The 25,960-nt window shown below is 65.9% G+C and carries 22 protein-coding genes and 3 tRNA genes; 10 read left to right on the top strand and 15 right to left on the bottom strand.

Translation table 11 applies throughout. The features are described 5' to 3' along the window. Positions 1 to 114: 114 nt before the first annotated feature. From V5734_RS09380 to V5734_RS09370, 3 genes are all read right to left on the bottom strand, one after another. A complete protein-coding gene (locus tag V5734_RS09380; protein ID WP_347313234.1) occupies positions 115 to 2,670 on the bottom strand; it encodes a penicillin-binding protein 1A in 2,556 nt (851 codons plus the stop codon). Positions 2,671 to 2,793: 123 nt separating this feature from the next. After that, entirely contained in the window at positions 2,794 to 4,020 is a 1,227-nt protein-coding gene (locus V5734_RS09375) for an N-acetylmuramoyl-L-alanine amidase (RefSeq protein ID WP_347313233.1), read from the bottom strand. A 53-nt stretch (positions 4,021 to 4,073) separates the two neighbouring features. Beyond that, positions 4,074 to 5,216: a pyridoxal phosphate-dependent aminotransferase gene (locus V5734_RS09370; protein ID WP_347313232.1), complete on the bottom strand. Its 1,143-nt coding sequence runs from the start codon at positions 5,214 to 5,216 to the stop codon at positions 4,074 to 4,076. Positions 5,217 to 5,385: 169 nt separating this feature from the next. On the opposite strand from V5734_RS09370, the gene V5734_RS09365 reads away from it, so the two are divergent. The 5 genes from V5734_RS09365 (at position 5,386) to V5734_RS09345 (ending at position 10,236) form a co-directional block, all read left to right on the top strand. Beyond that, complete coding sequence (locus V5734_RS09365) at positions 5,386 to 6,126, top strand: DsbA family protein (RefSeq protein WP_347313231.1); 741 nt, start codon at positions 5,386 to 5,388, stop codon at positions 6,124 to 6,126. A gap of 190 nt (positions 6,127 to 6,316) precedes the next feature. Further along, the gene (locus V5734_RS09360) at positions 6,317 to 8,353 is read left to right on the top strand and encodes an ASKHA domain-containing protein (RefSeq protein ID WP_347313230.1); all 2,037 of its coding nucleotides are present in this window, start codon (positions 6,317 to 6,319) and stop codon (positions 8,351 to 8,353) included. A 4-nt stretch (positions 8,354 to 8,357) separates the two neighbouring features. Next, positions 8,358 to 8,900, top strand: coding sequence for a sigma-70 family RNA polymerase sigma factor (locus V5734_RS09355; RefSeq protein WP_347313229.1), 543 nt, complete (start codon positions 8,358 to 8,360; stop codon positions 8,898 to 8,900). Beyond that, positions 8,897 to 9,559, top strand: a complete 663-nt coding sequence (locus V5734_RS09350; protein WP_347313228.1) for an anti-sigma factor — start codon at positions 8,897 to 8,899, stop codon at positions 9,557 to 9,559. Before V5734_RS09355 ends, V5734_RS09350 begins: the two co-directional genes overlap by 4 nt. 128 nt (positions 9,560 to 9,687) lie before the next feature. After that, positions 9,688 to 10,236 carry a fasciclin domain-containing protein gene (locus V5734_RS09345; RefSeq protein ID WP_432759676.1) on the top strand — a complete coding sequence of 183 codons (549 nt, stop codon included), beginning with the start codon at positions 9,688 to 9,690 and terminating at the stop codon, positions 10,234 to 10,236. Between the two features lie 45 nt (positions 10,237 to 10,281). Here the strand turns inward: V5734_RS09345 and V5734_RS09340 are convergent, their stop codons facing one another. From V5734_RS09340 to hemA, 5 genes are all read right to left on the bottom strand, one after another. Continuing rightward, positions 10,282 to 11,367 carry a CaiB/BaiF CoA transferase family protein gene (locus tag V5734_RS09340; protein ID WP_347313226.1) on the bottom strand — a complete coding sequence of 362 codons (1,086 nt, stop codon included), beginning with the start codon at positions 11,365 to 11,367 and terminating at the stop codon, positions 10,282 to 10,284. Further along, positions 11,364 to 13,178 (bottom strand): ABC-F family ATP-binding cassette domain-containing protein, encoded by a 1,815-nt coding sequence (locus V5734_RS09335; RefSeq protein ID WP_347313225.1) that lies wholly within the window; start codon positions 13,176 to 13,178, stop codon positions 11,364 to 11,366. The genes V5734_RS09340 and V5734_RS09335 overlap by 4 nt, the downstream gene beginning before the upstream one ends. 92 nt (positions 13,179 to 13,270) lie before the next feature. Continuing rightward, complete coding sequence (ispG, locus tag V5734_RS09330; protein ID WP_347313224.1) at positions 13,271 to 14,392, bottom strand: flavodoxin-dependent (E)-4-hydroxy-3-methylbut-2-enyl-diphosphate synthase; 1,122 nt, start codon at positions 14,390 to 14,392, stop codon at positions 13,271 to 13,273. A 68-nt stretch (positions 14,393 to 14,460) separates the two neighbouring features. Next, positions 14,461 to 15,684, bottom strand: coding sequence for a RodZ domain-containing protein (locus V5734_RS09325; RefSeq protein ID WP_347313223.1), 1,224 nt, complete (start codon positions 15,682 to 15,684; stop codon positions 14,461 to 14,463). Positions 15,685 to 15,794: 110 nt separating this feature from the next. Beyond that, on the bottom strand, positions 15,795 to 17,018 hold the full coding sequence (gene hemA, locus V5734_RS09320) for a 5-aminolevulinate synthase (RefSeq protein ID WP_347313222.1): 1,224 nt from the start codon (positions 17,016 to 17,018) through the stop codon (positions 15,795 to 15,797). A 211-nt stretch (positions 17,019 to 17,229) separates the two neighbouring features. On the opposite strand from hemA, the gene V5734_RS09315 reads away from it, so the two are divergent. The 4 genes from V5734_RS09315 (at position 17,230) to V5734_RS09300 (ending at position 20,825) form a co-directional block, all read left to right on the top strand. Next, the gene (locus V5734_RS09315; RefSeq protein ID WP_347313221.1) at positions 17,230 to 18,600 is read left to right on the top strand and encodes a M20/M25/M40 family metallo-hydrolase; all 1,371 of its coding nucleotides are present in this window, start codon (positions 17,230 to 17,232) and stop codon (positions 18,598 to 18,600) included. Beyond that, on the top strand, positions 18,597 to 19,460 hold the full coding sequence (locus V5734_RS09310) for an alpha/beta fold hydrolase (RefSeq protein ID WP_347313220.1): 864 nt from the start codon (positions 18,597 to 18,599) through the stop codon (positions 19,458 to 19,460). Before V5734_RS09315 ends, V5734_RS09310 begins: the two co-directional genes overlap by 4 nt. Beyond that, positions 19,457 to 19,903: a GNAT family N-acetyltransferase gene (locus V5734_RS09305; RefSeq protein WP_347313219.1), complete on the top strand. Its 447-nt coding sequence runs from the start codon at positions 19,457 to 19,459 to the stop codon at positions 19,901 to 19,903. The genes V5734_RS09310 and V5734_RS09305 overlap by 4 nt, the downstream gene beginning before the upstream one ends. A gap of 196 nt (positions 19,904 to 20,099) precedes the next feature. Next, positions 20,100 to 20,825, top strand: coding sequence for a hypothetical protein (locus V5734_RS09300; RefSeq protein WP_347313218.1), 726 nt, complete (start codon positions 20,100 to 20,102; stop codon positions 20,823 to 20,825). 65 nt (positions 20,826 to 20,890) lie between these two features. On the opposite strand, the gene V5734_RS09295 is transcribed toward V5734_RS09300, so the two are convergent. The 7 genes from V5734_RS09295 to V5734_RS09265 all read right to left on the bottom strand — a co-directional run bounded on the left by V5734_RS09295 (position 20,891) and on the right by V5734_RS09265 (position 23,549). Next, positions 20,891 to 21,112: an RND transporter gene (locus V5734_RS09295; protein ID WP_347313217.1), complete on the bottom strand. Its 222-nt coding sequence runs from the start codon at positions 21,110 to 21,112 to the stop codon at positions 20,891 to 20,893. 127 nt (positions 21,113 to 21,239) lie between these two features. After that, positions 21,240 to 21,902: a DUF1344 domain-containing protein gene (locus V5734_RS09290; protein WP_347313216.1), complete on the bottom strand. Its 663-nt coding sequence runs from the start codon at positions 21,900 to 21,902 to the stop codon at positions 21,240 to 21,242. A gap of 262 nt (positions 21,903 to 22,164) precedes the next feature. Next, a tRNA-Asp gene (locus tag V5734_RS09285) sits at positions 22,165 to 22,241 on the bottom strand. A gap of 58 nt (positions 22,242 to 22,299) precedes the next feature. Then, positions 22,300 to 22,376 (bottom strand) — tRNA-Asp (locus V5734_RS09280). A 168-nt stretch (positions 22,377 to 22,544) separates the two neighbouring features. Next, positions 22,545 to 22,620 (bottom strand) — tRNA-Val (locus tag V5734_RS09275). Positions 22,621 to 22,666: 46 nt separating this feature from the next. Then, complete coding sequence (locus V5734_RS09270) at positions 22,667 to 23,248, bottom strand: histidine phosphatase family protein (RefSeq protein ID WP_347313215.1); 582 nt, start codon at positions 23,246 to 23,248, stop codon at positions 22,667 to 22,669. An 85-nt stretch (positions 23,249 to 23,333) separates the two neighbouring features. Then, positions 23,334 to 23,549 carry a hypothetical protein gene (locus V5734_RS09265; RefSeq protein ID WP_347313214.1) on the bottom strand — a complete coding sequence of 72 codons (216 nt, stop codon included), beginning with the start codon at positions 23,547 to 23,549 and terminating at the stop codon, positions 23,334 to 23,336. A gap of 257 nt (positions 23,550 to 23,806) precedes the next feature. On the opposite strand from V5734_RS09265, the gene V5734_RS09260 reads away from it, so the two are divergent. Further along, positions 23,807 to 25,339: a DUF6538 domain-containing protein gene (locus V5734_RS09260; protein ID WP_347313213.1), complete on the top strand. Its 1,533-nt coding sequence runs from the start codon at positions 23,807 to 23,809 to the stop codon at positions 25,337 to 25,339. Positions 25,340 to 25,960 lie beyond the last annotated feature (621 nt).

The following is a 25,960-nucleotide window of genomic DNA, read 5'->3' as shown; positions in this document are numbered from 1 at the left end:
GACCCACCCGCCCCGGGCAAGAGAGCCGCGCCCCGCAGGTTCAAAAATCCATGAGGATGGCCCCGTCCCGTCCCCGGGACGTCAGCGGTGAGATGGGCACACCTCCGGCAGATATCAGTAAAGCCCGCCGGAACTCAGGGTGCCGAAATCGGCCTTCTTCGGAATGATCTTGGTCTTGCCCGTCGCGGTGGTCACCGTTGTGCCGCCCTCGTCGCCGCCAACCTCTCCATAGGCGTAAAGCGGCAGGTTCTGGCCCATCCCGAAGCCGCCGTCGACCATCGCGCCGATGCCGAAGATCGGGATCTCGCCGTCGCGGAAGAACTCGGCTTGGACGAAATCGCCCGAGACGTCGTCGGGCAGACGTTCGCCGGTGAACCGGTTGATCTTGATGAAGTGCCCGCCCTGGGGAACCTTGAACTGGCCGCCGCCGTACTTCGCCACGGCCTCCTTCATGAACGCGTTGAAGACCGGAACGCAAAGCGTGCCGCCATAGGCGCCCCTGCCAAGGGTACGGGGCTGGTCGTAGCCCATGTAGCAGCCCGCGACGATGTTCGAGGTAAAGCCGATGAACCAGACGTCCTTGGCGTCGTTCGTGGTGCCGGTCTTGCCGCCGACCGGCACCGGCAACCGGACGCCGGAGCCCGAGCCGCGCTGGACCACGCCCTGCAGCATCGAGGTCAGCTGATAGGCAGTCACCGGGTCCATCACCCGCTCGCGGTTGGAATTGATGCGCGGCGCGGCGCCGGGATCGAGGCTCGCGAACTTGCAGTCGACGCAGTCGCGCTGGTCGTGGCGGTAGATCGTCCGGCCCCAGCGGTCCTGCACACGGTCGACGAGCGTCGGCTCCACCCGTTCGCCGCCATTGGCGAACATCGCGTAAGCCGCCACCATCTTGAACAGGGTGGTTTCCTGCGCGCCGAGCGCATTGGCCAGGAACCGGTCGAGATGATCGTAGACGCCGAAGCGCTCGGCATACCCGGCGACGGTATCCATGCCGATTTCCTGCGCCACCCGCACGGTCATCAGGTTCCGCGACTGTTCAATGCCGGTGCGAAGCGGCGTGGGCCCGTAGAACTTGTTGGACGCGTTCTTCGGCCGCCACAGGCCCTGGGGCGTGTCGACCTCGATCGGCGCGTCGACCACGATGGTCGCGGGCGAGAAGCCGCTGTCGAGCGCGGCGGCATAGACGAAGGGTTTGAACGACGAACCCGGCTGACGCTCGGCCTGCGTCGCGCGGTTGAAGACCGAGGACTGGTAGGAGAACCCGCCCTGCATCGCGATGACCCGACCGGTATTGACGTCCATCGCCATGAAGCCGCCCTGCACTTCCGGCACCTGCCGAAGCGACCAGCGCTTGAACGTGCCGTCGTCGTTGGCAAGCGCCGCGACCAGAACGACATCGCCGACCGAGACGAGATCGCCCGCGACCTTCGCCGTCTTGCCTAGCCGCCCGTCCGCCTGCCGCTTGCGCGCCCAGGTCACGTCCTCGGAGGGAATCCAGTGGCCGTCTGCGTCGTCCGAGACGCCCTCGATCCCGATCCGCGCGGATTTCTCGCCGACTTCGAGGACCACGGCCGGCAGCCAGCCCGGCACGTCGCGCGGCACGTCGGCCTCGCTCAGGGCCGTTCGCCAGGCTTCCTCCGAGGCGAGCGCCTCGCGTGGAACGACCTTGCGCGTCCCGCGCCAGATCCCCTGGTTGCGGTCGTAATTCTCGAGCGCTTCCTGAAGCGCGGTCCCGGCCGCAAGCTGCATCTCGGGATCCTCGGTCGCCCGGATCGTCAGGCCGCCGCCGAAGAACTCGTCCTCGCCGAAACTCCGCGACAGCTGGCGGCGGATCTCGTCGGTGAAATAGTCGCGCGGCGGCAGCGAGCCCTTGAACGACGGGTAGTCGCCGCCCTGCACCGTCTTCAGCGGCGCCGCAAGCGCGGTGTCGAGCGTCGGCTTGTCGATATAGCCGTTCTGGAACATCTCGCGCAGGACATAGTTCCGCCGGTCGATCGCCGCCTCGCGGTTTTTCACCGGGTGGTAGCTGTAGGGCGCCTTCGGAAGCGCGGCGAGGTAGGCGGCCTCTTCCGGCTGGAGTTCGGCGAGCGTCTTGTTGAAATAGGTCTGCGCGGCCGAGGCGACCCCGAACGACAGGAAGCCAAGGTCGATCTCGTTGAGGTAAAGTTCGAGGATCTTGTCCTTCGGCAGCGTGTCGACGAGCCGGGTGGCGAGGATCAGTTCCTTGATCTTGCGCTCGGCCGTCCGGTCGCCGCCGAGAAGGAAGTTCTTGGCCACTTGCTGCGGGATGGTGGAGGCGCCGCGCAACGTCTTGCCCCTTGTTCGGATCGCATCCCAGAGCGCGCCCGCCATGCCCCGCGCATCAAAGCCCTTGTGCGTGTAGAAATTCTTGTCCTCGGCCGAGATGAAGGCCCATTTCACGATGTCCGGAATCTCCTCGATCGGCGCGAACATCCGCCGTTCGGTCGCGAATTCGTCCATCAGCCGGCCTTCGCCGGAATAGATGCGGCTGATCATCTTCGGCGTGTACTGGGCGAGGTATTCGTGATCGGGCAGATCCCGGCTGTACATCCAGAAGATGGCCCCGACCGTCAGCGCGGCAAAGACCGCGGCCGTGACGAGCCAGCTGAAGAAGGCACCGAAGAACGAGAGGACGAACCGGATCACGAAAGACTCCCAAGAGAACGGGGCGTCTATACAGCGCAGGCGCGAAAGGGTCAAAACAACTTGCCGCGCGTCGGCGGGGAATGCCCTTGGGCCGCGACCGCCGCTCCGCCCGAACCGATGGCGTTACTGCCGGATCAACCGGGCCTCCGCCGCATCCTCGACGGCCCAGTTACGCAGGGCGACGCGGATCGCCTCCTGGAACGACGCGCGCCAGACAGGATCGGCAAGCCGGCGCCGGTCGGTGTCGGAGGACAGGAACCCGACTTCGAGCAGGATCGACGGGATATCGGGCGATTTCAGCACCGAGAAGGCAGCCTCCTGAATGGGATGACGGTGCATCCGCCCACCCGAAGCCTTGATGGCGGCGACAAGCGCCCCGGCAAGCCGGGCGGCGCGCGGCTGGGTTTCGGTTCGCGCCATCTCCATCATCACCGCCGCGACCACATCGTCATGCCCCGCCAGGTTCACCCCGGCGAGAAGATCCGCGCGGTCGTGGCGCTCGGCCAATTGCGCAGAGGCGGTATCGCTTGCCTCGTCGGCGAGAAGATAGACGGTAGCGCCGGTTGCCTGCCCCTCCGCCAGCGCATCGGCGTGAAGCGACAGGAAGACATCTGCCTTCGCCGCCCGTGCCACGCTGATGCGCGTTTCCAGCGGCACGAAGACGTCTTCCTCACGGGTCAGCAAGACCTTGATTCCGCCCCGGCGCAGCACCTCGGCCAGTTCGCGCGCGAAGCGCAGCATCACGTCCGCCTCCACCACATCACCGGCCTCGGCGCCGGGATCGATGCCGCCATGCCCGGGATCGAGGACGACGACGAGCGGTTCGGCGCCGGTCTGGCGCCGCTTTGGCGCCTCGGCCACCACGGGTTCGGGAAGGGCCCAGCGCGCGGCATCCGGCACCCCCTGCGCCGTCGCGGCGGCAAAGCGCGCCACGTCCTCCGGCACCAGCCGCAACCGGATTTCCGCCTCGCCGGTCTCGGCCACGCGCTCCTCCGCGCTTTCGATCCGGTAAGGGCCATCGAGTTCGGCGACGAGCCGCGACCAGCCGTCGCGGATCGGCCCCCAGCCGAGCGAGCGCACCCGTTCCGCGCGGTCGAGTGCCGATGGTCGCGACGGACCGAACTCGACCACGGAGAAATCGGCCACCAGCCGGGGCGGATCGGCGAGGAGGAACGCGCGGTAGGGAACCGCATGGCTGATCGAAAGGTCGATGGCGATGCCGGCGCCGTCATCGGCGACGCGCGAGGCCGCCGGATCGAGCCGCGCGAGCGCGCTCAGATCGTCGGCGAACACCCCGGAACCGATCCAAAAAGACGCGAGAAGATGTAGCGCGATCGCCCGAATGCCCATGCCGCCTGCCTGTTTTCGCCGATCATAGGCGCGGCCGCCCGCCAGCGAAACTCCTATCCCCTCGCCTTCATGAACTCGTGAAGCCGCGCCAGGCCCTCACGGATATCGGCGGTGGAGCGGGCATAGGAGAACCGCAGCGTTCCTGCCCCCCGTCGCGGATCGAAATCGAGCCCCGGCGTGACCGCAACCCCTGCCTTGTCGAGGATCTCGGCCGCGAAGGCGCGGCTGTCATCGGTCAGGCCCGAGACGTCGGCGTAGATGTAGAAGGCCCCGTCAGGCGGCGCGATGCGGGTGAAGCCGGCCTTCGGCAACCCGTCGAGCATCAGCCGCCGGTTTTCGGCATAGACGGCGCGGTTCGCCTCCAGTTCGTCGATGCAGCCGAGCGCGGCGAGCGCGGCCACCTGGCTTGCATGGGGCGGGCAGATGAACATGTTCTGCGCCAGCCGCTCGACCGTGCGCACATGCGCCTCGGGAACGACCATCCAGCCTACCCGCCAACCGGTCATCGAGAAATACTTGGAGAACGAGTTGATGACGTAGACGTCGTCGGAGATTTCCAGCGCCGAGACCGCCCGTCCTTCATAGTGGAGGCCGTGGTAGATCTCGTCCGACACGAAGGCGATGTCGCGCGCCGCGGCCGCCCCGATCAGGGCGGCGAGCGACGGCCGGTCGAGCATCGTGCCGGACGGGTTCGCGGGCGACGCGACGATCAGGCCCTGCACATCGCCTGGGATCTCCTCCGGCCGGGGCTGATAGCGATCCTCGGCCCGGGTCGGAATGCCAACCGGTGTCAGCGACAGCGCCCGCAGGATCTGCCGGTACGAGGGATAGCCGGGCTCGCCCAGCGCCACTTTCTCGCCCGCGTCGAAAAGCGCCGTGAAGGCCAGAAGAAAGGCCGCCGAGGAACCGGCGGTGACGATCACCCGCGCGGGGTCGAGATCGACGCCGTACCAGCGACGGTAAAGATCGGCGATCCCCTGCCGCAACGCCGGAAGGCCGAGCGCCACCGTATAGCCAAGTGCGTCGGTGTCCATCGCCGCCGCCAGCGCTGCCCGCGCGCCGGCCGGGGCCGGGGTCGAGGGCTGGCCGACCTCCATGTGGATCACATGGCGTCCGGCGGCCTCGGCGGCGCGCGCGGCTTCCATCACGTCCATCACAATGAAGGGATCGACCATCCCGCGGCTTGATGTGCGCATGTTCCCCTCTCTATCTTGGCCGGCGAAACCCGGGCCGTTCATCACAGCCCCGGCAGCGAAGGTCAATGGGCCGCACCCGGCCCGCCTTGCGCGCCGGGAGATTTCTGCGATTGTCGGCCCCCGACTTCACGAGGCGCCGGAAGCCGCGCCGCAAGACAGGGAATGCCCGATGAAATTCGCCCCGCTCGCCTTCGCAGCCCTCCTCGCCTCGCCGGCTGCGGCCTTCGACCTTTCGGCCATGTCGGAAGCGGAGCGGACGGCCTTTCGGGCGGAGGTCCGCGCCTATCTCCTCGAAAACCCCGAAGTTCTGTCCGAGGCGATCGAGGTTCTGCAATCGCGCCAGGCCGAAGCGGCGGCGAAAGGCGATCTCGCCCTCGTCAAGGCGAATGCCAAGGATCTTTTCGACGATGGATATTCGTTCGTCGGCGGCAATCCGGACGGCAGCCTGACGGTCGTCGAGTTCATCGATTACCGTTGTGGCTACTGCAAGAAAGCCCATGCCGAGGTGAAGGAACTCGTCGCGTCCGACGGCGACATCCGCTATATCGTCAAGGAATTCCCGATCCTCGGCGACCAGTCGGTCATCGCCTCTCGGTTCGCCATCGCGACCCTGCACGTCGCGGGCTATGAAGCCTACGAGAAGGTCAATTCCGGCTTTTACGAGAACTTCCGTGGCGATGTGACCGAGGAGACGCTCATCGCCTTCGCGACCGATCTCGGTCTCGACAGCGCCACGATCATGGCGCAGATGGATGCGCCCGAGGTGACCAAGGTGATCGAGGACAACCACCTTCTGGCGCAACGCATGCAGATTTCGGGCACCCCGACCTTCGTGATGGGCGAGCAGATGCTGCGCGGCTACGCGCCGCTCGGCACGATGCGCGCCATCGTCGAGGAAGAGCGCGGCTGAGGCGCCGAACCCGACGCGATTGATCGGCCTTGTGCCCCGTGAAGCTGCGGGTGTGCGTTAGTCCTGACAATCCGCTCAAAACGCGCTTTGCCACCCCCTTGCCGCATGCGGACAAGAAAGCGGCGCTGGCCGTCTTTCGCCCTCCGTGCAAACCGCTACAGTCGAGCGAACACAACCTCCGGACCCTGTCATGAGCAAAGATCCCCTCGTCATCTTCACGCCTTCGGGAAAACGCGGCCGGTTCCCGACCGGCACGCCTGTCCTGACGGCGGCCCGGCAATTGGGCGTCGACCTCGATTCCGTCTGCGGCGGGCGCGGCATCTGTTCCAAGTGCCAGATCACGCCGGGCTACGGCGAGTTCTCCAAGCACGGCGTGACGGTCGCCGAGGACGCGCTTTCCGAATGGAACGCGGTCGAGGACCGCTACAACCGCATCCGCGGGCTTGCCGAGGGGCGGCGCCTTGGCTGCCAGGCGAAGATCATGGGCGATGTCGTCATCGACGTGCCCCCGGAAAGCCAGGTCCACCGCCAGGTGATCCGCAAGTCGGCGACCCAGCGCGACATCGTCATGGACCCTGCCACCCACGCTTACTACGTCGAGGTGGCGGAGCCCGACATGCACGAACCCTCCGGCGACTTCCAGCGCCTCGCGGACGCGCTTCGCGACCAGTGGCAGATCGACGGGCTGAGCGCCGACACCTCCATCCTCTCCAAACTTCAGCCGGTCCTCAGGAAAGGGGAGTGGAAGATCACCGCCGCGATCCACCGCGACCATCACGGACAGCCGCGCATCCTCGACCTCTGGCCCGGCTTCTATGAAGGGCGGCTTTACGGTCTTGCCATCGACCTCGGCTCCACCACCATCGCCGGCCATCTCTGCGATCTCAGAAACGGCAATGTCCTTGCGTCCTCCGGCCTCATGAACCCGCAGATCCGCTTCGGCGAGGACCTGATGAGCCGGGTGAGCTACGCCATGATGAACCCGGGCGGCGACAAGGAAATGACGGCCGCCGTGCGGACCGCGCTGAACGGTCTCGCGCAGGCGATCGCCACCGAGGCCGGGATCGACCCGACCCAGATCGTCGAGACCGTCTTCGTCTGCAATCCGGTCATGCACCACCTCCTGCTCGGCATCGACCCGGTCGAGCTTGGCCAGGCGCCCTTCGCGCTGGCGACCTCGGAAAGCCTGTCACTGCCGGCGCGCGATCTTGACCTGTCGGCGATCCATCCGAATGCTCGCATCTATATCCTGCCCTGTATCGCGGGCCATGTCGGGGCGGACTGCGCGGCCGTGGCATTGTCCGAGGAACCGAACAAATCCGAAGACATGGTGCTTATTGTTGACGTGGGTACCAATGCCGAGATCCTGCTTGGCAACAAGGACCGGGTGCTGGCCTGTTCCTCGCCCACGGGCCCGGCATTCGAAGGGGCCCAGATCAGCGCGGGCCAGCGCGCCGCCCCCGGCGCCATCGAGCGGGTGGAGATCGACCCGGCGACCAAGGAACCGCGCTTCAAGGTCATCGGCTGCGATCTCTGGTCGACCGACGACGGCTTTGCCGCCGCGACCGCCCAGACCGGCATCACCGGCATTTGCGGGTCGGGCATCATCGAGGTCGTGGCCGAGATGCGGATGGCGGGGATTCTCGATGCCGGCGGTCTCATCGGCTCGGCCGAACAGACCGGGACGGCACGCTGCGTTCCGACCGGGCGCACCCATGCCTATGTCCTCCACGACGGCACCGCCGAGGGCGGCCCTCTGATCAGCGTGACCCAGGGCGACATCCGCGCGATTCAGCTTGCGAAATCTGCCCTTTACGCCGGCGCGCGCCTGCTGATGGATGAGCTTGCCATCGACAGTGTCGACCGCATCGTGCTTGCCGGCGCGTTCGGCGCCCACATTTCGCCGAAACATGCTATGGTTCTCGGCATGATCCCGGATTGCCCCCTCGACAAGGTCACGTCGGCCGGAAACGCCGCCGGCACCGGCGCGCGGATCGCGCTTTGCAACATCGCGTCCCGCGCCGCGATCGAGGATGAGGTCAATCGCATCCACAAGGTCGAGACGGCGATCGAGCCGCGCTTCCAGGAACATTTCGTCGCCGCCAACGCGATCCCGCATGCGACGGCCCCCTTCCCGGAACTCAGCGCCATCGTCACCCTGCCCGATGTCAGCTTCAACACCTCCGGTTCGGGCGGCGAAGGCGGTCGCAGGCGCCGGCGCGGCTGACGGGATGGAGGCCGGGGATCCCATCGCCGACCTTATCGCGGCCACGGCCCGCTCCGACCGTGCGGCCTTCCGCGCGCTTTATTCCGCCGCCTCGGCGAAACTCTTCGGTGTCGCCCTCCGTATCCTTAAGGACAGGAGCGAAGCCGAGGACGCCGTGCAGGAAGTGTTCACAAGGGTCTGGCTGAATGCCCGCCGCTATGACGCGACGCGGGCGCGCGGCATGACCTGGCTTGTCGCAATCGCCCGCAACCACGCCATCGACCGGCTCCGCGCCCGTCCGGCACCGACCGAGGACGATACCGCCATCGCCCGCCTTGCCGACGGCACGCCGGGGCCGGAAGCCGAAAGCATCGCGCGGGGCGAGGCGAAGCGCATTGCCGACTGTTTCGACCTTCTCGAACCGGCGCGGGCCGAGGCGGTGCGCGGCGCCTATCTCAACGGCTTGAGCTATCTCGACCTGTCCCGTCACCATGACGTGCCGATCAACACGATCCGCTCCTGGCTGCGCCGGGGCTTGCAGAAACTGAAGGAGTGTCTGGACGCATGAGCGATCCGGTCGGTCATATGCCCGAACGCGAGGCGCTGGCAGCCGAGTATGTGCTCGGCACCCTGCCGCTCGAAAAGCGGCTGACGGCCGAGGCGCTGATCGAGGGCGATCCCGGTTTCGCGGCGATGGTCGAGGACTGGCAGAACCGCCTTGCGCCCCTGAACGAGGGCTATGCGGAGATGGCGCCCCCCGCCGACCTTCTCGACCGGGTCGAGGCGCGGCTTTTCCCGACGCCCGAGCAGCCGCGTCGCCGAGGCTTCTGGATCTGGGGCGCCCTTGCCGGCGCCGCATTGGCCGCGATCGCCGCCATCGTGATCCTGCCGACCCTGACGCCCGACGCCCCCGTGACCGCGACGCTGACCGGCGAAGGGCAAGACCTCGCCGTGGCCGCGCGCTTCGACGCCAGGACCGGCGAACTGACCGTCTCCCGCGCGGCGGGACCGGCGGCGGCGCCCGGCAAGGATTACGAACTCTGGCTGATCCCCGCCGGCGAGGCCCCGATCTCCATCGGCCTGGTGCGGGATGCGGAACTGACGATCCCGGTCGCCGCCCTCCCCGCCGGGACGACGCTTGCGATCACGCTCGAACCCGAAGGCGGTTCGCCCACGGGTGTAGCGACCGGCCCTCTCCTCGTTGCCGCAGAGATCGGAGACGCCTGAGCCCGGCCCCCGCCGGACGTCAGACCTTTCGCAATTTTTTTCCGGCAACCTGCAACTTTTGTCCCGCCGTCTTCGTAGCTCCGTGCAGATCAGGGGGAAAGGGTCCCCCTGCATGACAGAGGGAGACAATGATGACTCGCATTTCCATTCTCGCGCTCGCCTTCTCGGCCCTGACGGCCCCGGCCTTCGCCGCCAACCCGATGGTCGGTGGTGCAGAAATGTACGAGACGAAGAACATCGTCGAAAATGCCGTGAACTCGCCCGACCACACCACGCTCGTCGCCGCCGTCCAGGCCGCCGGACTTGTCGACACCCTCGCGGGCGACGGCCCCTTCACCGTCTTCGCCCCGACGAACGAGGCCTTCGGCATGCTGGCGGCCGGCACCGTCGAAGACCTCTTGAAGCCTGAAAACAAGGCGGCGCTGACCAAGGTGCTGACCTGCCATGTCGTCGCCGCCGACGTCATGTCCGAGGCGCTGGTCAAGATGATCGCCGACGATGGCGGCGTGCATGCGGTCCCGACCGTCGGCGGCTGCACGCTCAAGGCCATGGTCGAGGACGGGATGGTGAAGATCGAGGACGAGCGCGGCCGCACGGCGACCGTCACCATCGCCGACGTGAAGCAGTCGAACGGCGTGATCCACGTGATCGACGCGGTACTCCTGCCGGCGATGTGACGAGCCACTCCGGTGCCAGTAAAGAGTGCGGGGGCGCCTGTTCCGTCAGGCGCCCCAATTTTTCAGTACGTCTGCGGGGGCGAGAGGAACCGCCTGCGACCCGTCCGCGATCCGTCCCGGCGTCCGGCCAAGCCTCGGCGCCGGGGCGGGCTGGGTCACGCCTTCGTGGCGGAGATAGGTTGACCGCGCCCGGTTATGCGCATGGTCCGGCGCTTCAGCGATGGTCAGGACCGGCGCCGCGCAGGCATCCGTCCCTTCCAGAAGCGCCGCCCATTCGTCCCGCGTCTTTTCCGCGATGCGCCCGGCCACCGCGACACGCAAGTCGGGCCAGCGGGACCGGTCCATCTGATCCGGCAACGCCCCGGCATCAAGCCCGATCCGGACGAGGAACTCCACCCAGAACTTCGCCTCGATGGCCCCCACGGCGAGGAAACCGCCGCATTTGCAGGCATAGGTTCCGTAGAACGGCGCCGCGCCGTCGAGGATGTTCGCCTCCCGCGCATCCCGCCAAAGCCGGCCCGCCGCCATCGCCTGGATCATCGCCATGAGATGCGCCGTGCCATCGCTGATCGCTGCGTCGACCACCTGCCCCTTGCCGCTCCGCGCTGCTTCGAGGAAGGCGCAGACCATGCCGAAGGCGAGGTACATCGCCCCGCCGCCGAAATCGCCGAGGAGGTTCAAGGGCGGCACCGGCCGCTCCGCCGGCCCGATCGCATGAAGCGCGCCGGAAAGCGCGATGTAGGTGATGTCGTGCCCCGCCGACTGCGCCAGAGGGCCCGATTGCCCCCAGCCGGTCATCCTCCCGTAGACCAACCGCGGATTCTCCTGAAAATCGTCCGGACCCAACCCGAGCCGTTCCATCGCACCGGGGCGCATCCCCTCGATCAACCCATCGGCCCGCAGGATCAGCCGCCGCGCGATCCCGCACCCCTCCTCGGATTTGAGGTCGAGCGCGACAAATCCGCGCCCCCGGTTCAGGATATCGTAACCGAGGCCCAGGAGGTGGCGGTTGCCGGGCCGCTCGATGCGGATCACCTCCGCGCCCATGTCGGCAAGCGTCATCGCGGCGAAAGGCGTCGGGCCAAGACCGGCGATCTCGACGATGCGGAGCCCGTCGAGCGGCCCCCTCATGCTTCGGACTTCTCTTCCAGCACAAGCCATTCCTCCTCTGCGGAAGCCAGCGCCGCCTGCCGTTCGGCGAGCCCTTCGGACGCTCGGCGGAACTTGTCCGGCGCGGTCTGGAACAGCGCGGGATCGGACAGGAAGTCGCTGAGCTTGCCGATCTCCGCCTCCAGCTTCTCGATGATCCCCGGCAAGCTCTCCAGCCGGTGTTTTTCCGTGAATGTCAGGCCTTGCGTGACCTTCTTCACCTTCACCTCCGGCGCCGGGGCAGGCTTCAACGCGGGTTTCGCGAGCTTTTCGGCCGGCGCGGCGGCGCCCTTCTGGGCCTGATAGTCGCTCCAGCCGCCGGCATAGGTCACGGCCCGCCCGTCACCGTCCATCGCGATCGTCGTCGTCGCCACCCGGTCGATGAAGTCGCGGTCGTGGCTGACCAGAAGCACGGTCCCGTCATAATCGCCCAGGATATCCTGCAAGAGGTCCAGCGTTTCGACATCGAGGTCGTTCGTCGGCTCGTCGAGCACCAGGAGGTTCGACGGCTTCGCCATGATCCGCGCGAGCAGAAGCCGCGCCCGCTCGCCCCCCGAGAGCGAGGCGATCGGCGCCCGCGCCTGTGCCTCGTCAAAGAGGAAATCCTTGAGATAGGCGACCACGTGCTTCGCCACGCCGCGCACCATCACCTGATCGGACCGGCCCGACACCGCCATTTCCGGATCGTTCACCAGCCCGTCCCAGAGCGTCATCGACAGATCCAGGGTGGCGCGGGCCTGATCGAAGACCGCGAGCTCAAGGTTGGTGCCAAGGCGAACGCCGCCGGTATCCGGTGCCACCTCGCCCGTCAGCATCTTCAGAAGCGTGGTCTTGCCGACGCCGTTCGGGCCGACGAAGGCCACCCGGTCGCCGCGCAGGATCTTGAGGTCGAACGGCCTCAGGATCAGCTTCGGCCCGAAAGCCTTTGAAATGCCTTTCGCTTCGATGACGAGCTTGCCCGAGGTCTGGCCGGTATCGAGCGCCATGTCCGCCGTGCCCTGCCGGCGGATCAGCGCCGCGCGCTCGGCCCGCATCGCCTGAAGCGCCCGTACCCGGCCCTGGTTGCGCTTCCGACGCGCCGAGATCCCCTCCACCGCCCAGCGGGCCTCGGCCTTGATCTTGCGGTCGAGCTTGTGACGGGCAAGGTCTTCCTCGGCCCAGACGGTTTCACGCCAGTCCTCGAACGCCGCGAATCCCTTCTCGTTGCGCCGGACCTCGCCCCGGTCGATCCAGAGCGTTGCACACGTGAGCGCGCGCAGGAAGGCGCGGTCGTGACTGATGATGACAAAGGCCGCGCGGGTCTCCCGCAGCTGGTCTTCCAGCCAGCGGATCGCCTGAATGTCGAGGTGGTTCGTCGGCTCGTCCAGAAGCATGAGTTCCGGCGCCTCGGCCAGAAGCTTGGCGAGCGCCGCGCGCCGCCTTTCACCGCCCGATGCCGCGGATACCTCCGTCCCGGGGTCGAACTTCAAGCCATCGGCCACGACCGCGACCCTGTAGGCCTCGCCCTCCGGCAGGCCCGACGCGGCGAACTCGCCGAGCGTCGCGAAGGCCGAGAGGTCCGGCTCCTGCTCCATGTAACCGACCGTCACGCCCGGCGGCACCACGCGGTCGCCCTGATCAGCCTCCACGAGGCCCGCCATGACCTTCATCAGCGTCGACTTGCCCGACCCGTTGCGCCCGACAAGCGCCACCCTATCGCCGGGCTGGACCACGAGATCAAGGCCATCAAAGACGGGATTGCCGCCGAAGGTCAGGGAAATGCCGGAAAGCTGAAGAAGCGGTGCGCGTGCCATGACCGATCAGCTAATCCGCCGCCGCCGGGCCGTCAACGCCCCCCATTTCATCTTGCCGGAAATACCTCGGGGGTGCGGGGGCGGCGCCCCCGCTACTCCGCCGCCGCTTTCGCCGCCTCGATTTCGGCGGCGCGAACTTCGACCAGTTGGACGATATGGTCGATCATCTGGTCGTTGGACATCTTGTGGCTCTGCTTGCCGGCCAGATAGACCATACCCGACCCGGCCCCGCCACCGGTGAAGCCGATATCGGTCATCAGCGCCTCGCCGGGACCGTTGACCACGCAGCCGATGATCGAAAGCGACATCGGCGTCTTGATATGCTCAAGCCGCTTTTCCAGCCGCTCCACCGTCTTGATCACGTCGAAGCCCTGCCGCGCGCAGGAGGGGCAGGAAATGATTTGCACCCCCCTTGTCCTGAGGCCCAGGGATTTCAGGATCTCGAACCCGACCTTCACCTCCTCGACCGGATCGGCCGAGAGCGACACGCGGATCGTGTCGCCAATCCCGGACCAGAGGAGGTTCCCGAGCCCGATCGCCGACTTCACGGTGCCGGACATCAGCCCCCCCGCCTCGGTGATCCCGAGATGGATCGGCGCGTCGGTCGCGTCGGCCAGCTGCTGATAGGCGGCGGCGGCAAGGAAGACGTCGGAGGCCTTCACCGAGATCTTGAACTCGTGGAAATCGTTGTCCTGCAACAGCCGGATATGATCGAGCCCGCTTTCGACCATCGCATCGGGACAGGGCTCTCCGTATTTCTCCAGAAGGTGCTTCTCAAGGCTGCCGGCATTCACGCCGATGCGGATCGAACAGCCGTGATCCTTGGCCGCCTGCACGACCTCGCGCACCCGCTTGGCGTCGCCGATATTGCCGGGGTTGATCCTGAGGCAGGCCGCGCCCGCCTCGGCCGCCTCGATGGCGCGCTTGTAGTGGAAATGGATGTCGGCGACGATCGGCACCGGGCTTTCGCGCACGATCTCGCGCAGTGCCCGCGTCGAGGCTTCGTCTGGCGTCGAGACGCGGACGATATCGGCGCCGGCATCGGCGGCGCGCTGCACCTGCGCGACGGTCGCCGCCACGTCCGAGGTGATCGTGTTCGTCATCGTCTGGACGGAGATCGGGGCATCGCCGCCGACCGGCACGTTGCCGACCATGATCCGGCGCGACTTGCGCCGGTCGATATTGCGCCAGGGACGGATCGGATTGTGGGTCATGTCAGCCTCGGCTCGCACGGGGTTGGGCCCTAGATAGACCCAGCCGGACGGATCGGCAATGTGCGGCGTTATTCGCTGGGCGCGACCGGCACGACCGCGCCGGCATCGGCGACCGTCGTCGTGTAGCGCACCAGATCGGCATCGCGGCTCATGTCGGCGAGCGCGTATTTCGCCGTCAGCGCCTCGGGCGAAAGCACGAGGTTCTTCGTGACCGATCCCTGATTGCCCGCGGGCCCGTAGGTCTCGCCGTTCACCGCGAAATATAGCGCGCCCGATTCCCCGACCCGCAGCACCGGCGCGTCCTCGGTCTTCGGCAGCGCATAGCGTTCGCCGGCGTCGAGGATCTTCTCGAAGATGATCGTGCCATCGGCGGCCTGCACGCGGACCCAGGCCGGGCGGACGGCCAGAAGCTCCACTTCCGGCGCATCGGCGGCGACGACCTGAACGGGGGTTTCGCCAAGGGCCGGTGTCTCGGCCACAGGTGCCGTGTCTTCCGGCGTAGCGGCCACGGCGATCGTCCCGACGGTGCGCGGATCGATCGCGGCAATCGGGCCATCGCGGGCAACCAGCACCGGCACGTCGAGCGCGGCGGGACGGTAGAGCCGGTCGAAGGCCTCGGGTGCCGGAGGAAGGGCGTCCTGCCCCGGAAGCGCCGCGAGCGCGACCTCTCCGGACTGCATCTGTTCGGTCGCCGTCGCCCCTGCCCCCGCAAGGGGGTCAAGCTCGGCCACCACGCCCGGCGCCTGGTCGACGGGGGCAAGCTGGACCTTCTGCACTTCCTGAAGCACCGACCAGCCGCCGTATCCGATCCCGCCGATCAGCATCGCGAGGACGAGGATGGAGCCGATGGCACCGGGCTGGACGCCCGACCAGAACGCCTCGCCGCGCGGCACGAAGCTCGCGTTCGGGTTGGCCAGGGGATCGCTGTATTCGACCTTGCGGCGCCCCGGTTTCGGTCCGGACGCGGCGGCCGACATCCCGTGGGCGACGGTGAAATTCGCCTCTTTGCAGAAGCGCTGAAAAGCCCATTCGGCATCCATGCCAAGATAGCGCGCATAGGACCGCACGTAGCCTGCGACGAAGCCGGGTGTTTCAAAGGCGGAGACGTCGCAATTCTCGATCGCGGCGATGTAGCTCGCCTTGATCTTCAGCTCGCGCTGCACGTCGAGAAGGGATTTGGCCATCGTCGCGCGTTCGCCGCGCATGACATCGCCGAGCCGCAATTCGAAGTCATCAAACCCCATGGGTTTGTCCACTTCGTGCGTCGAAGGAGGAACCCTCCGCCCGATCATGCCCACTGCCCCGTTCGTTATCCCCAAGCCGCCGACGATTCGTCGCGCCAGTGCCGTCCTATTCAGGATTTAATACCACAGGGCAAGCGAGATTGCGACCGCCGAAGCCCTCAGGCACTGAGTTCGGCGCGATTCAGCGCGCAATGTGCCCAGAGCTTGTCCATGGCGCGTACGAGATGATCGATATCGGCCATCGAATGCACCGGGGACGGCGTGAAGCGCAGCCGCTCCGTCCCGCGCGGGACGGTCGGGAAGTTGATCGGCTGCACGTAAATCCCATAGTGCTCGAGGAGCATGTCGGAGATTTTCTTGCAATGCACCGGATCGCCGACATGGACCGGCACGATATGGGTGCCGTGGTCGATGATCGGCAGGCCGAGCGCCTTGAGCCGCGCCTTCAGAACGCGGGCATGCTCCTGCTGCTTGTCGCGCAGATCCTGACCGGTCTTGAGGTGCTTGACCGAAGCCGCCGCCCCCGCCGCGACCGCCGGCGGCAGCGAGGTGGTGAAGATGAAGCCCGGCGCGTAGGAGCGGATCGCATCGCACATCTTGGCGGAGGCGGCGATATAGCCGCCCATCACGCCGTAGGCCTTGGCGAGCGTCGCGTTGATGATGTCGATGCGTCCCATCAGCCCCAGCTTTTCGGCGATTCCGGCCCCGCGCGGCCCGTACATGCCGACCGCGTGCACCTCGTCGAGATAGGTCAGCGCGTTGAATTCCTGGGCGATGTCGCAGATCGCTTCCATCGGACTGATATCGCCGTCCATCGAATAGATCGATTCGAAGGCGATGAGCTTCGGCGCGGCGGGATCGTCGGCCTCCAGCATCTCGCGCAGATGGGCGATGTCATTGTGCCGGAAGATACGCTTGGCGCCACCGTTGCGGCGGATGCCTTCGATCATCGAGGCGTGGTTGAGGTTGTCGGAATAGATGATCAGCCCCGGAAAGAGCTTCGGCAGGGTCGAGAGCGTCGCGTCGTTGGCGATATAGGCCGAGGTGAAGACCAGCGCCGCTTCTTTCTGGTGAAGGTCGGCCAGCTCGGCCTCGAGCCGCTTGTGATAGACCGTCGTGCCCGAGATGTTGCGCGTCCCGCCCGACCCGGCGCCGGTGGCGTCCAGCGCCTCGTGCATCGCCGAGAGCACCGAAGGATGCTGGCCCATGCCGAGATAGTCATTGCCGCACCAGACGGTGATTTCCTTTTCCGTCCCGTCGGCCTTGGTCCAGGTCGCTTTCGGGAACTGGCCCTTGCGGCGTTCGATGTCGATGAATGTACGATAACGACCTTCGTCGTGAAGACGCTGGATGGCCCGGTCGAGCTCTGCGTTATAATCCATGTCCATCTCCCCGGCTCATGTTCTGCCTGTCATAGCCCTAGGGGGCCTGTCCGCTGCGGTCCTTGATAAAGGTCAAACTCCGGCAAGGCGAGGGTACAATTTGCCGCGCTGGGGCGCGGGCATGGGGTTCGGCCGGACGGTCCCCGCCCGCCCAACTGGACAAAGACGAATCCGCTGATACGGTCCGAACCGAACCAGACAGGAGTCCCCCATGAGCCTCGACGCCGTCCTCACCCGGATCGACGAAACCCTTCCCGAAGCCACCGACCGGCTGTTCGAGCTTCTGCGCATTCCGTCGATCTCAACCGACCCGGCCTACAAGGCCGATTGCGCAACGGCCGCCGAGTGGCTGGCCAGCGACCTTCGCGGCCTCGGCTTCGATGCCGCGGCGCGTCCGACGCCGGGGCATCCGATGGTTGTCGGCCAGTCCGGCGGCGAGGGCCGGCACCTTCTCTTCTACGGCCATTACGACGTGCAGCCGGTCGACCCGCTCGACCTCTGGGACCGCGACCCGTTCGATCCCGAAATCCAGGACACCCCCAAGGGCAAGGTGATCCGCGCGCGCGGCGCCTCGGACGACAAGGGCCAGCTGATGACCTTCATCGAGGCGTGCCGGGCCTGGAAGCACGTTCACGGCAGCCTGCCCGGCCGGCTCACGATCTTCCTCGAAGGCGAGGAGGAATCGGGCTCGCCCTCGCTCGTCCCGTTCATGACGGAACATGCCGGGGAACTGAAAGCCGATCTCGCGCTCATCTGCGATACCGGGCTCTTCGAATCGACCCAGCCCGCCATCACCACGATGCTGCGCGGCCTTCTCGGCGAGGAGATCACCATCACCGGCCCGGACAAGGATCTGCATTCGGGCATGTATGGCGGGGCGGCGATGAACCCGGTCCGGGTGCTGACGAAGATCATCGCCTCGCTGCATGACGAAAACGGGAGGATCACCGTGCCCGGCTTCTATGACGGGGTCGAGGAATTGCCCGACGCTGTGCGCGCCCAGTGGCAGGCGCTCGCCTTCGACTACCAGAAGTTCCTCGGCGATGTCGGCCTCTCGGTGCCGGCCGGCGAACACGACCGGACACCGCTCGAGATGCTCTGGTCGCGCCCAACCTGCGAGGTCAACGGCATCTGGGGCGGTTATACCGGCGCGGGGTTCAAGACCGTCCTGCCTTCGCAGGCTCACGCGAAGATCTCGTTCCGGCTGGTGCCCGGGCAGGATCCGCATGTCCTGCGCGATGCGTTCCGCAATCATATCCGCACGATGGTGCCCTTCGACTGCGAAGTCGCGTTCCACGATCACGGCGCAAGCCCGGCCGGCGTCATGGACATTTCCGACCCCGCCTTCGAAGCCGCGCGGGGGGCGCTGGGGGCGGAATGGGGACGGCCGGCCTCCTACGTCGGGTGCGGCGGCTCGATCCCGATCGCGGGGTTCTTCCAGTCGATCCTCGGCATGGACGCGATGCTGATCGGCTTCGGCAAGGACGACGACCAGATCCACAGCCCGAACGAGAAGTACGACATGGAGAGCTTCCACAAGGGCATCCGCAGCTGGGCCCGCATCCTCGCCGCCCTGACATGATCGCGGGGTTCGAGAACGGACGCGCCGCGGTCAACGGGCAGGAGATCGCCTATTCGGCGGGGGGCTCCGGCCCCGCGCTCCTGCTCCTCCACGGCTTTCCCCAGACCCGCGCGCTCTGGGCAAGGGTCGCGCCGCGTCTCGCCGAGCGGTTCACGGTGATCGCCGCCGACCTGCGCGGTTATGGCGGATCGTCCAAACCGAAGGGCGCGGAGCATTACACGTTCCGGGAAATGAGCGCCGATCAGGTTGCGCTCATGTCCGCACTCGGGCACGAACGCTTTCACCTCGTCGGCCACGACCGGGGCGGACGCACCGCGCACCGCATGGCGCTCGACGACGCGGCGCGGCTTCTCAGCCTCACGCTGATGGACATCGTGCCAACGCATTACCTTCTCAGCCATCTTAACCGGAAGGTCGCCGCCGCCTACTACCACTGGTTCTTCCTCGCCCAGCCCGCGCCCTTTCCCGAAGGGATGATCCTCGCCGACCCGGACCGGTTCTACGAAAGCTGCCTTCTCGGCTGGGGCGGTGCGACGCTTGCGGATTTCGACCCCGGCCAACTCGCCGCCTACCGCGCCGCCTGGCGCGATCCGGCGACGACGGGCGCGATGTGCGACGACTATCGCGCGGCGATCCGCTACGACTACGACCTTGACGACGCGGACCTGTCCCGGCGCGTCGCCTGCCCTGCCCTCGTCCTCTACGGCGCGTCCGGCGCGATGGCCAAGGCTTACGATGTGCCCGCGACATGGGCCGACCGCCTCTCCGACATGCGCGCGGCGGCCATCCCCGGCGGCCATTTCTTCATCGACACCGCGCCCGAGGCCACAGCCGAGGCGCTTCTGGACTTCCTGCCATGAGCAAGCTCACCATCCGCGACGCGACGCCCGCTGACGAGGCGCCCTGGCGGACCCTCTGGGATGCCTATCTCGATTTCTACGAAGTCGATCTCGCGCCCGGGATCACGGCGGCCACCTGGGCGCGGCTGATGGACCCGACCTCCCCCCTCAAGGCCCGGCTGGCCTTCAACGGCGACAGGCTCGCGGGCTTCGCCATCCAGCAGAACCACCCCTCCAGCTGGGTCGCGGGCGACGATTGCTACCTCGAAGACCTCTACGTCGACGCCTCCGCGCGCGGCCACGGCACCGGCCGCGCCCTCATCGACGACCTGATCGCGCTGGCCCGCGAAAAGGGCTGGCACCGCCTCTACTGGCACACCGACCACGGCAACGCCCGCGCCCGCGCGCTCTACGACAGCTATACCGAAACCGACGGCCACGTCCGCTACCGCATCCCGCTCTGACGCCCGGATTTCTTCGTTGCCCAAATACCCCCGCGCGGAGCGCGTTGAAGCTGGCCGTGAATTGGGGCGCCGGGCTGGACCTGTTGTCGTCCTTGGCATCGAGCGTTGAGTTTCAGGCCCACGCATTCTAACCTTCGACATTGCAGAAAGTACGGCATGTCTGGAGCAGGTCTTTTTGAGTGTCTTGAAGATAGTCTTGTTGCTGATCGGAATACCGGTCGCGCTTTTCGTTTGCGGGATCGGGTGGTTCTATTTTGAAACCGAAATTCTCTACCCTCGGAAGTATGCCCGATTGCAGGCGGAAGCCGATGCCTGGAACCGGGAAAACTGGGCGACCGGGTCCGCGCTGCGCGTCACGGTGCAGGTTTCGTCAGACGAGGCGCCTGGAGGAGAAACCGCGGTCGCGACGATCGGCTGCTATCAGAAGCGGATCGCCATCCCAGGGGGTCTGAAAGGCCCCCCGTACAGTCCCATTGTCGTCAAGTCCGACGGCCCCGACTATCTCGACCTTCCCTTCGGCCCAGACGCGATGCACAGCACGCCGCTCCGCGATGTATGCAGGGACGCATTTCGTGAAGGCGATCATTGGCAACTCCCGCATGTGACCGGGAGTCACTACTACTGGTCGCACATCGTGCCGAACGATCACTCGTTCAGTTGTTTTCTCACCAACGATCCCCGGACGACGAAGGGGAAGGTCACCCGTCCGACCTTTGTCGGTTTCGAAAAGCTATCGCTGCGCGCGCTTCTCACGGCCGAGGCATACGATGCTTTGCCAGTCAGATCCGATGCAACCGACGGGCCACCACGCCCAATCTACGCATGGTGGACTGAAAAGGTCGAAACGCAATGCTGGCGCACGTCCCCCAACGCCCCCTGCGCCCCGAAAGCCGAGGCGATATGTGGCGTGCCACTGCGCTAGAGGAGCGACGGCCCTTGCAATGCTCGATGTCCGGGCGCGCGGCCTTTGCCTCGCGACAGCCCGCCCTACCCGCGTGTCAGCGCCATGCGGATCAGCTTCGCGATCAGCACTGCCCATGGCGCGGCGTGGAGCAGAAGGTCGAAGATGTCGATCGGCCGGCTCAGCGTGCCCGCCGCCAGCATCTTCAGTTTCTCCCAGATATGCGGTTCAGGAACGAACGGCGCGAGGCCAAGCGTCAGGGCCACCAGCACCACAAGGCTCATCGGGATCCTGTCGAGAAAGTCCATTCGCTGCTCCGCATATTCTCGTCGATGACTAGCCGAGCCTGACCGGCGGGGCACTGAGGCGAAACCGCGCGGGCGCACGAAAACGGGGGCCCGAAGGCCCCCGCTCTCCCGCAAGATGGCGACGGGATCAGCCCTTGCCGCCCATGTCGTCCGTCGGCATGATGTCCAGCGCCTGACGGCCGCCACCGCCGTTCTGGTCCCAGATGACCGTCACAAGGTCGCCCGGCTTGTATCCGCCCAGCGGCACCCCGTCGGCCACCGTATAGCTGGTGCCGTCCGCCAGCGTGATCGTCTTGCCCTCGACGCTCACCGATTTCACTGCGGCGGTCACGTCCTCATGGGTCAGGGGGCTGACCGAAAGCGCCTGGAACGTGGTCCCGACCTTGTCCCAGGTCACCATGACGCGGTCCCCCGGTTTCAATCCGCCAGCCGTCACACCATCGGCGAGGCTGTAGGTCACGCCGTTCTCCAGCGTCAGGGTCTTGCCTTCGACGCTCTCGGCCTTGACCACGCCCGTCGCCGCCATCCCGCCCGCCGGGCTGATCGACAGCGCCTGCCGCTTCTGACCCGTCTGCGACCAGTTGATCACGACGACATCGCCCGGGCGCACCCCTTCGAAATGGACGGTTTCGGGCACCGAGAACTCCATCCCGTTGGTCAGCGCGACATGGCGCGCGGCCGCATCGAGCGACTTGATCGTGCCGGTCGTATCCATGTCGGACGCGAAGGCGATACCTGCCGTCGAGAGCAGAAGGGCTGCCGCCGAAGCGGAAAGAAATGTGCGGAACATGATGGAACTCCTCGTTTCAGGCGGGACCTTCCGGCCTGACACTTCCCGGGGCCGTCCCAACCCGTCGCGTCGGCGCGTCCTGCGTCCGGCGGGCCTCGGCCCTCGACCGGAGAGATGAGGCGCCTCGCGGGATTTTCACAGGGGCGTTAGGGCGTTCGTGATGATCCGTGTTCCGGCGCGAGGATTCATACAGAAAATTGAGGATCGCGTCAGGTTCCCGCAAGTCGCGGCGTGGGACGAACAACCTGATCAGATGGAAAAGTGGCGCGGTTGACGGGGCTCGAACCCGCGACCCCCGGCGTGACAGGCCGGTACTCTAACCGACTGAGCTACAACCGCGCATGGTGCCTTTTTGTGGCTGTCCCTTGCGGGACGCGCTCGGGCGATCCGGGGGTGGTGGCGCGGTTGACGGGGCTCGAACCCGCGACCCCCGGCGTGACAGGCCGGTACTCTAACCGACTGAGCTACAACCGCGTGTCCACCCGCCCGGATCGCCGCCCGAGCGTGGAGCGTGTAATAGGCATCGCCGCCCCCCCCGTCAAGCGCAGCCGGACGATTTGCGCAAGGTTTTTGATTGCCGGTCGCAGCTGGGGAATGAACTGCGGAACACTTCGCAAATCTGTGGAAAATCCAATGGGAATATGGTGGGTCGTGAGAGGCTCGAACTCCCGACATCTTCGGTGTAAACGAAGCGCTCTACCAACTGAGCTAACGACCCGCTGGCGGAGCGTTTAGCCGCTGCCGGCGTTTCGGGCAAGCCTCGATCAGACGAGACAGGTCTGAACCCCGTCTTTCAGGTGGAAAACGACGCCCTGCCCGCCCGGCAGGGCCGCGATCCCGTCAAGGTCGAGGTCAAGCACCGCCCCGCGCAGGAAGCGCGACACGATCCCGTGCGCGACGATGACCGCCGGCCGTTCGATTTCGGAAAGGAACGCGCCAAGCCGCGCCGCGAGCGCGGCGAACCCCTCCCCGCCTGGCGGGGTATCGTACCAGAGGAACGGATCGGTCTCGGCGAAGGCGTCGGGATATCGCGCGCCGATCTCGGCCCGCGTCAGTCCGTCAAAGGGGCCGAGGCTGATCTCGCGCAGCCGCGAATCGACGAGCGGCGCGGCCGAGAGCCCGCTCAGGGCGATCGCGGCGGTTTCCTGCGCCCTGCCCTGCGGGCTGACCCAGAAGTCGTGTGTCGCCTCCGAAACTCCGGCCCCGCGAAGGATCTCTCCCTGGCGCCGCGCCTGATCGCGGCCGCGCGCGGTCAGGCGCGAATCAAGCCGGCCCTGGATGCGGCCCTCGGCATTCCATTCGGTCTCGCCGTGGCGGAGGATGTAGAGTTCCGGATGCTGCGCCATCTTTTTCCCTTGAGGCAGAGGGTGCCGCCCCCGGCACTGCCGGCGCCTGTGTAGACCGCCCCCCGACCGACGACAACTCGCGGGATCACGGGCGCACCGCACCGCGCAACCCGATCCCGACAAGGCCGGCATTGATCAGGATGTACGGTGACGTGCCGCCGAAGGTCAGGCTGACGGCCTTCGACCATTCGACGAGATGATGAACCGGCTCGAACGCGACGAAGAGCCCGGCGGCAAGCGGCAGGGCCGAGGCGAGCCAGGTCAGCGATGTCGGTTTGAGATATTTGCGCAAGATGCTCACGGCGGGCGGCCTTTCGGGCGGAAGGAAAGACCTTATCTGATCGCCTTGGCGTTGAAGCGGCGTAAAGCTCACGCACTTTCGGCGTCGGGCGGATTCATGAGATTAGGGGGATGGTGGGTGATGAGGGATTTGAACCATCCATTTTCATCTTTTTCCCTTATAAACAAGGCGTTTTACACTTTTCCTCTTTCCAAATGGGCCAAATTACCATACTTTTCGGGGGTAAGTTACCATACTTTTTCCCGATGAGGCCCACCATGACCAAGGCAATTCCGCACTTCCACAAGACGAAATCCGGGCGCTGGAAGTATCAACGGAAGGTCCCCCGGCCCCTTCAAGAAATCGTCGGAAAAGCGGTCTGGGATTTCTCGCTTGGGTCCGATTATCTCGGGGCTCTGGACAAGTGCCGGTCCTTGACGCGCGAACATGACGACATGATCGCCCAGCTTGCCACAGGTGAGGCGCAGGAAGCTTGGACTCGCCGCCGTCAGGCGGAAGAGACGGCGAAGGGAGTCCAGCTTGGCGCCGTCCTAGCCGCCACCCTCCCCCCGGGCGCTGTGGTGGCCCCTGAAGACGCGGAACAAGCCCGGGGCATCGCCCTAGCTGCCGCTGCCCAAGCACCCGCTGCCGCCGACCTGTGGCGGCAGACAGAAGACAAGATGAAGCGAGTCCGGGGCCTGTCCGACGAGCGCGACCTATTGGCGACGTTCGCCGCGTTTGCGTTCGGTGATCGGTCGTATCTGGACCGCCTGCCCGCTGACGATCCTGTGGGTAATGCCCTTGCCGATATCATGCACCCGACGCGCCCGGCGGACCCGGTGGCGGGTGTTATGTTTGATGCGTTTAAGACCGCACTGGACGCCCGGTTGAGCGAAGTCACCCCCGCGACGGCGGGGGACGCTTCCTTGCGGATCACGGAGCTTATGGACAGCTATTCAGAGGGCAAGCGGGCGAACACCCAGCGGAGTTACAAGGCCTTCATTCGGCGACTGACGGCGGCGGAGGGCAATCACCAGTTGACCCACTACACAAAGCCAATTCTACAGCGCCACCGCGACCGGCTGGTGACTGATGGAGTCAGCCCGCAAACCGTCGCCAAACACTTCGACTCTTTCAAGACGTTGTGGCGATGGGCGGCGGCGGAAAAGGAAGCGTATGAAGGTCTCATCTTCCCGGCCCTCAATATGCCGACCGTCTCGACAACGGTTGAGGATCGCCGCTGGCAAGCCTTTGACGATGACGAACTAAAGGCAGTGTGGGGCCTTGTCAGCGACGAATGGGCCCCGGACTCCAATTCCCGGCTGACGCCGGAGCGCCGCGCCGCCTTCATCATGGCGTTCCGTGTGGCCCTGTACTCCGGTATGCGCCCCGCCGAAATTTTCAAGCTCCGCGATGGTGACGTGAAGAAAGGCGTTCTTACCATCCGCGAAACGAAGACCCGGGGGCGGAAGATACCGCTTGCGCGGGCAATCGCCGATCTTCCCGACTTCCTCGCCGCTGGGGGCTTCGAAGGCGTGCCCGCTTCCATCGCGACGACCATGTCAGACCAATTTACGAAGCTCATACGGGGGGCGGGCTTCGCCAATGATAGGCACGTGCTCTACAGCACCAAAGATACGCTGGTGGAGCGCCTTACGCGGCAAGACGGCATGTCGGACGATATCATTAGGGGCATCATTGGCCACGTGTCTGGCCAAGGGAAACTGCGTCACTATAAGACCGGGCTGGGCGATACTCCGCACGGGCTGGAAATGATGCGGAAGGCGCTGGACGCTATTACGTATTGGTAGTGAATGGAAGTGGTTTAGTACTGCAATCCAACCCTAAAATGATAGCGATACTTTGTTGCAATGGATTTGTGCCTTTCCCGGCGAGGATCGAAGTAGCGAATCTTGACGTCTATCCAGTCGTCAATTGCGTCTAGGCTCTGCTCCGCCATCGACACACGCAGCTCAAATTCGCAGCGGTCTCCCCCCTTCACTGCGATGCGTTCGTGGTAGCTACATTTGCCATTTCTATCAACGGACCAGCGGGAGGTGCCTGCCATTCGATGCACAGCATCATCTATCTTGACTTGGTTGAACTTGACCTCAGCGCCGTCGATTGTAATGGGGTATGAGTGACGGTTCCAAACTTCGAAATGCACAATAGCGTCAACTCCCCTGTCACCACCAGATGGGCGCTTCACTGCGCTGCTCGCGAGACCGTGCGTCCATACCAATAGTATTGGCTTCCACCCGAAGCTTTGCCGATATGAGAAGTTCAGCGAAACGCTGGCAACGATCACTGAGGTGAGGGTTAGGCATGTGTACGCAATAAGCTGGGCTAGCGGTACGTTTGTGAGAAGTTCCATGTTTTCCAATGTGAGCCGATGGTTGCGCATCGTACAGTAGCGCATGACGACCAGCTTT

It is taken from the genome of Defluviimonas sp. SAOS-178_SWC, from assembly GCF_039830135.1.
GTDB lineage: Bacteria > Pseudomonadota > Alphaproteobacteria > Rhodobacterales > Rhodobacteraceae > Albidovulum.
The sequence above is the reverse complement of the archived record's forward strand: the minus strand, read 5'-3'. Positions and strand labels throughout refer to the sequence as shown.

What these genes read in the sequence shown, in the direction of transcription:
- V5734_RS09270 (WP_347313215.1), bottom strand. Translation starts at nt 23,248, where the DNA reads ATGGCGCAGCATCCGGAACTCTACATCCTCCGCCACGGCGAGACCGAA.
- V5734_RS09350 (WP_347313228.1), top strand. Translation starts at nt 8,897, where the DNA reads ATGAGCGATCCGGTCGGTCATATGCCCGAACGCGAGGCGCTGGCAGCC.
- V5734_RS09295 (WP_347313217.1), bottom strand. Translation starts at nt 21,112, where the DNA reads ATGGACTTTCTCGACAGGATCCCGATGAGCCTTGTGGTGCTGGTGGCC.
- V5734_RS09335 (WP_347313225.1), bottom strand. Translation starts at nt 13,178, where the DNA reads ATGGCACGCGCACCGCTTCTTCAGCTTTCCGGCATTTCCCTGACCTTC.
- V5734_RS09370 (WP_347313232.1), bottom strand. Translation starts at nt 5,216, where the DNA reads ATGCGCACATCAAGCCGCGGGATGGTCGATCCCTTCATTGTGATGGAC.
- V5734_RS09260 (WP_347313213.1), top strand. Translation starts at nt 23,807, where the DNA reads ATGACCAAGGCAATTCCGCACTTCCACAAGACGAAATCCGGGCGCTGG.
- ispG (WP_347313224.1), bottom strand. Translation starts at nt 14,392, where the DNA reads ATGACCCACAATCCGATCCGTCCCTGGCGCAATATCGACCGGCGCAAG.
- V5734_RS09355 (WP_347313229.1), top strand. Translation starts at nt 8,358, where the DNA reads ATGGAGGCCGGGGATCCCATCGCCGACCTTATCGCGGCCACGGCCCGC.
- V5734_RS09290 (WP_347313216.1), bottom strand. Translation starts at nt 21,902, where the DNA reads ATGTTCCGCACATTTCTTTCCGCTTCGGCGGCAGCCCTTCTGCTCTCG.
- V5734_RS09305 (WP_347313219.1), top strand. Translation starts at nt 19,457, where the DNA reads ATGAGCAAGCTCACCATCCGCGACGCGACGCCCGCTGACGAGGCGCCC.
- V5734_RS09360 (WP_347313230.1), top strand. Translation starts at nt 6,317, where the DNA reads ATGAGCAAAGATCCCCTCGTCATCTTCACGCCTTCGGGAAAACGCGGC.
- V5734_RS09325 (WP_347313223.1), bottom strand. Translation starts at nt 15,684, where the DNA reads ATGATCGGGCGGAGGGTTCCTCCTTCGACGCACGAAGTGGACAAACCC.
- hemA (WP_347313222.1), bottom strand. Translation starts at nt 17,018, where the DNA reads ATGGATTATAACGCAGAGCTCGACCGGGCCATCCAGCGTCTTCACGAC.
- V5734_RS09310 (WP_347313220.1), top strand. Translation starts at nt 18,597, where the DNA reads ATGATCGCGGGGTTCGAGAACGGACGCGCCGCGGTCAACGGGCAGGAG.
- V5734_RS09365 (WP_347313231.1), top strand. Translation starts at nt 5,386, where the DNA reads ATGAAATTCGCCCCGCTCGCCTTCGCAGCCCTCCTCGCCTCGCCGGCT.
- V5734_RS09375 (WP_347313233.1), bottom strand. Translation starts at nt 4,020, where the DNA reads ATGGGCATTCGGGCGATCGCGCTACATCTTCTCGCGTCTTTTTGGATC.
- V5734_RS09345 (WP_432759676.1), top strand. Translation starts at nt 9,688, where the DNA reads ATGATGACTCGCATTTCCATTCTCGCGCTCGCCTTCTCGGCCCTGACG.
- V5734_RS09340 (WP_347313226.1), bottom strand. Translation starts at nt 11,367, where the DNA reads ATGAGGGGGCCGCTCGACGGGCTCCGCATCGTCGAGATCGCCGGTCTT.
- V5734_RS09315 (WP_347313221.1), top strand. Translation starts at nt 17,230, where the DNA reads ATGAGCCTCGACGCCGTCCTCACCCGGATCGACGAAACCCTTCCCGAA.